The organism is Actinomadura sp. KC06, assembly GCF_004348735.1.
In the GTDB taxonomy this organism is placed as follows: domain Bacteria; phylum Actinomycetota; class Actinomycetes; order Streptosporangiales; family Streptosporangiaceae; genus Spirillospora.
Genome location: NZ_SMKT01000338.1, coordinates 1 through 3,362 on the forward strand (window position 1 = coordinate 1; position 3,362 = coordinate 3,362).

At 66.7% G+C, this 3,362-nt stretch carries 3 protein-coding genes and 1 pseudogene; all 4 read right to left on the reverse strand.

Annotation, left to right across the window (positions count from 1 at the left end):
- A pseudogene (locus tag E1287_RS45285) lies at positions 1-208 on the reverse strand (proteasome subunit beta); the annotation flags it as partial.
- A 180-nt stretch (positions 209-388) separates the two neighbouring features.
- Positions 389-1,333, reverse strand: coding sequence for an endonuclease VII domain-containing protein (locus tag E1287_RS42650; RefSeq protein WP_131971751.1), 945 nt, complete (start codon positions 1,331-1,333; stop codon positions 389-391).
- 314 nt (positions 1,334-1,647) lie between these two features.
- A complete protein-coding gene (locus E1287_RS42655; protein ID WP_089325987.1) occupies positions 1,648-1,857 on the reverse strand; it encodes a ubiquitin-like protein Pup in 210 nt (69 codons plus the stop codon).
- Between the two features lie 283 nt (positions 1,858-2,140).
- Positions 2,141-3,362: depupylase/deamidase Dop (gene dop, locus E1287_RS42660; RefSeq protein WP_131971753.1), on the reverse strand; the 1,222-nt coding region annotated here is incomplete at its 5' end.

Below are 3,362 nucleotides of genomic sequence, written 5' to 3' on the forward strand. Positions count from 1 at the left end.
CCCCCGCGACCACCACCCCGCCGGGGAATCCCACGGCGACGATCGTCGTCCCGTGCGGGATGTCATCCCCCGCCCGTGACGCCGGCGGCGTCCGCCTGCCGGGCAGCAACTCCGGAGAGTAACCGCCCAGGAACTCCGTGAACGAGGACGTGTCCGGGCTCGCGAACAACCCCGGCAGACGCCCGGTGTGCGAATCGTGGGACGCCACGCGACTCCCTTCCCTCCACCATGGCACCGGCTCCTTGCCCAACCCCACCGGCGCAGACGACTACGACCCTACTGTTCAAGGTCGCCCGCGCGCATGCCGCATGATCCCCCGCCCAGTCCGCCCACGGCGAACCCGTGCCCGTCCGGCCGCCCGGCATGCCGATTCGACACCTCCGGCGCCTCAGTCATGACTCAGAACGCCCGCCGGACCGGGGCCCTCCCACTCCGGCATGTCGAGCTCCTCATCGAAGGGCAAGGTCTGCTTGCGGTACTCCCCGTCCTGCTCCCACAACGCCTTCCAGCCGCCCCTGGGAACCGTCGCCGGGTCGACGTCCGGAACGGTCAGCGACAGGCGCGTCCGGCCGTGCTCGTCCGTCACCGTCTTCACCAGACGGCCCTCCACGTAATCCGCCGCTCGGCGGAGGGCGATCGGATCGTCCCTCAACTGCCCCATGCCCGTGTTGCACGCCGAACAGGCCATCCCGCGCACCGCGCCGCTCACGTGGTCGTGATCGACGTGCTCGGCCGGGAAGCCGAAGCACACCGCGCACTGACCCATCTGCACTTTGAGGAGCCACTCGGCGTCCTCATCGTTGATCCCGTACCGCCGCCGCCTGTGGTAGTGACGCGCCGACTTCAGGGCGCTCCCCTTCGTCCGCCAAGACGGGTCCCAGCGAACACGATCCGGGCCTCCGACGACCGGAGCGCCGATCTCGATGCGCATCCGCCGTGCGTGGGACCCCCGAAGCTCCAGGTAGTCCGCCGCAAGGCGCATCCGGTCCGGATCGTCGTCGAACTGGCCGAGCCCGCCGTTGCACTTGAAGCACAGGATGCGGCGGACGAGCCCGGTCAGGTGGTCGTGGTCGACGTGCTTGGCGTCCACGCGAAGGCAGATGACACAGACTCCGCCCTGCTCGGCGATCATCTCCTCGACGTGCGCCTCGGTGACGCCGTAGCGGAGCTTGAGGAGGTAGTTGCGGGCGCTTCCGTGGTTACGGTCCCTGATCTCCGCGATGGCCTCGCTGTGGCAGGGACGGCAGTAGTCGGCGAGCCCCGACTTGTGCGCGCGATTGCTTCCGAACTTCGTGACCGACTTGATCTCCTTGCACCGAGCGCAGTACTTCATTCCCTCCGGGACATCCGAGTACCGGCGATAGGGCCTGGTCGACTTACCCGCCTCCGCCTGCTTTTTCCGGTATGAACGGCTGTTGCGCAAACCGAAACAGGGCTTGCAATAGAAGGCCAGACCATCCTTGGAGGCCTTGAGCTTCCAGAACTCCGTCTCCGGCTTGGTCTCGCCGCAGTCAAGACATCTTTTCGAACGCATGAGCGAGACCTTATCGGTCTCGCCCACGCCTTTCCAGTTGCTTTGAAATTGTGTGCACTATGCCCGGCTTTGCCATCCATTCTAGAGTGTCCGATTTAATCGGACATATCGTATTACTCCCCCCCCTTTTGGATGTACGCACGGACGAAATCTTCTGCGTTCTCTTCTAGTACTTCGTCTATTTCGTCCAGAATTGAGTCCACGTCGTCGGTGAGCTTCTCCTGGCGCTCCTGCACGTCCTCGGTGGTCGTGGCCTCGGTCTCCTCGACCTCTTCCGTGCGTCGAGTGGTCTGCTTCTGACCGCCGGTGTCCTTCGTGGCCATTCCGTACCTCCCGCTCTGCCGGTGCCCTCGACCCTATCTCCGATCTTCGACGGCGAGCGGATCTTGAACGTCCGTTTCGCCGCCTCGGTCCGGGGACCGGGGGCATGCTCGGGTTATCGCCCGCCGCGCCGCCACTGAAACGGGCATACCGGTCACGATACCGAGACGTCACCTGTTTGCGCAGGTCAGAAAGCCATTGGAACGCTCGATAGCGGCACTATCCAAAGGACGCCAAAGGGGCCGGACGACGGTCGTGTGGCGTCCGGCTCCCGGAGGCGTGAGGTCAGCTCTGGCCGGTCAGGGTGGCGACGAGGTCGGCGGCTGTCCGGCAGCGGTCCAGGAGGGCGCCCACGTGCTGCTTGGTGCCGCGCAGGGGCTCCAGGGTGGGGACGCGCTGCAGGGACTCGCGGCCCGGGACGTCGAAGATGACGGAGTCCCAGGAGGCGGCCGCGACGGAGTCGGCGTACTGGCGCAGGCAGCGGCCGCGGAAGTAGGCGCGGGTGTCCTCGGGCGGGTCCTCGACGGCGGCCTCGACCTCGGGTTCGGTGACGAGGCGGTCGATGCGGCCGCGGTCGACGAGGCGGTTGTAGAGGCCCTTGTCGGGCCTGATGTCGGTGTACTGGAGGTCGACGAGCTGCAGGCGCGGGTGGGACCAGTCGAGGCCGTCGCGGCTGCGGTAGCCCTCCAGGAGGGCGAGTTTGGCGACCCAGTCGAGTTCGCGGGAGAGCTGCATGGGGTCGTCGCCGAGGCGGTGGAGGACGGATTCCCAGCGGTCCAGGACGTCCTTGGTCATCTCGTCGACGTCGGCGCCGAAGCGGTCCTCGACGTACTTGCGGGACTGTTCGAGGTACTCCATCTGGAGTTGGACGGCGGTCATCTTGCGGCCGTCGCGGAGGGTGAGGAGGTGTTTGCAGGACGGGTCGTGCGACACGGCGCGGAGTGCGGCGACGGGCATGTCGACGGAGAGGTCGACGGTGAGGAAGCCGTCTTCGATCATGGCGAGGACGAGGGAGGTGGTGCCGAGCTTGAGGTAGGTGGAGAGCTCGGCCATGTTGGCGTCGCCGATGATGACGTGGAGGCGGCGGTATTTCTCGGGGTCGGCGTGGGGTTCGTCGCGGGTGTTGATGATGGGGCGTTTGAGGGTGGTCTCGAGGCCGACCTCGACTTCGAAGAAGTCAGCGCGCTGGCTGATCTGGAAGCCGTCGCCGCGTCCGTCGACGCCGATGCCGACGCGGCCTGCGCCGGTGACGACCTGGCGGGAGACGAAGAAGGGGGTGAGGTGGCGGACGATGTCGGCGAAGGGGGTTTCGCGGCGCATGAGGTAGTTCTCATGGCAGCCGTAGGAGGCGCCCTTGTTGTCGGTGTTGTTCTTGTAGAGCTGGATGGGGTGGGTGCCGGGGACCATGGCGGCGCGTTGCGCGGCGTCGGCCATGACGCGTTCTCCGGCTTTGTCCCAGATGACGGCGTCGCGGGGGTTGGTGCATTCGGGGGCGGAGTATTCGGGG

Bases quoted from the DNA above. Each gene is read 5' to 3' on its own strand.
- E1287_RS42650 (WP_131971751.1), bottom strand. From the start codon at position 1,333: ATGAAGTACTGCGCTCGGTGCAAGGAGATCAAGTCGGTCACGAAGTTC.
- E1287_RS42655 (WP_089325987.1), bottom strand. From the start codon at position 1,857: ATGGCCACGAAGGACACCGGCGGTCAGAAGCAGACCACTCGACGCACG.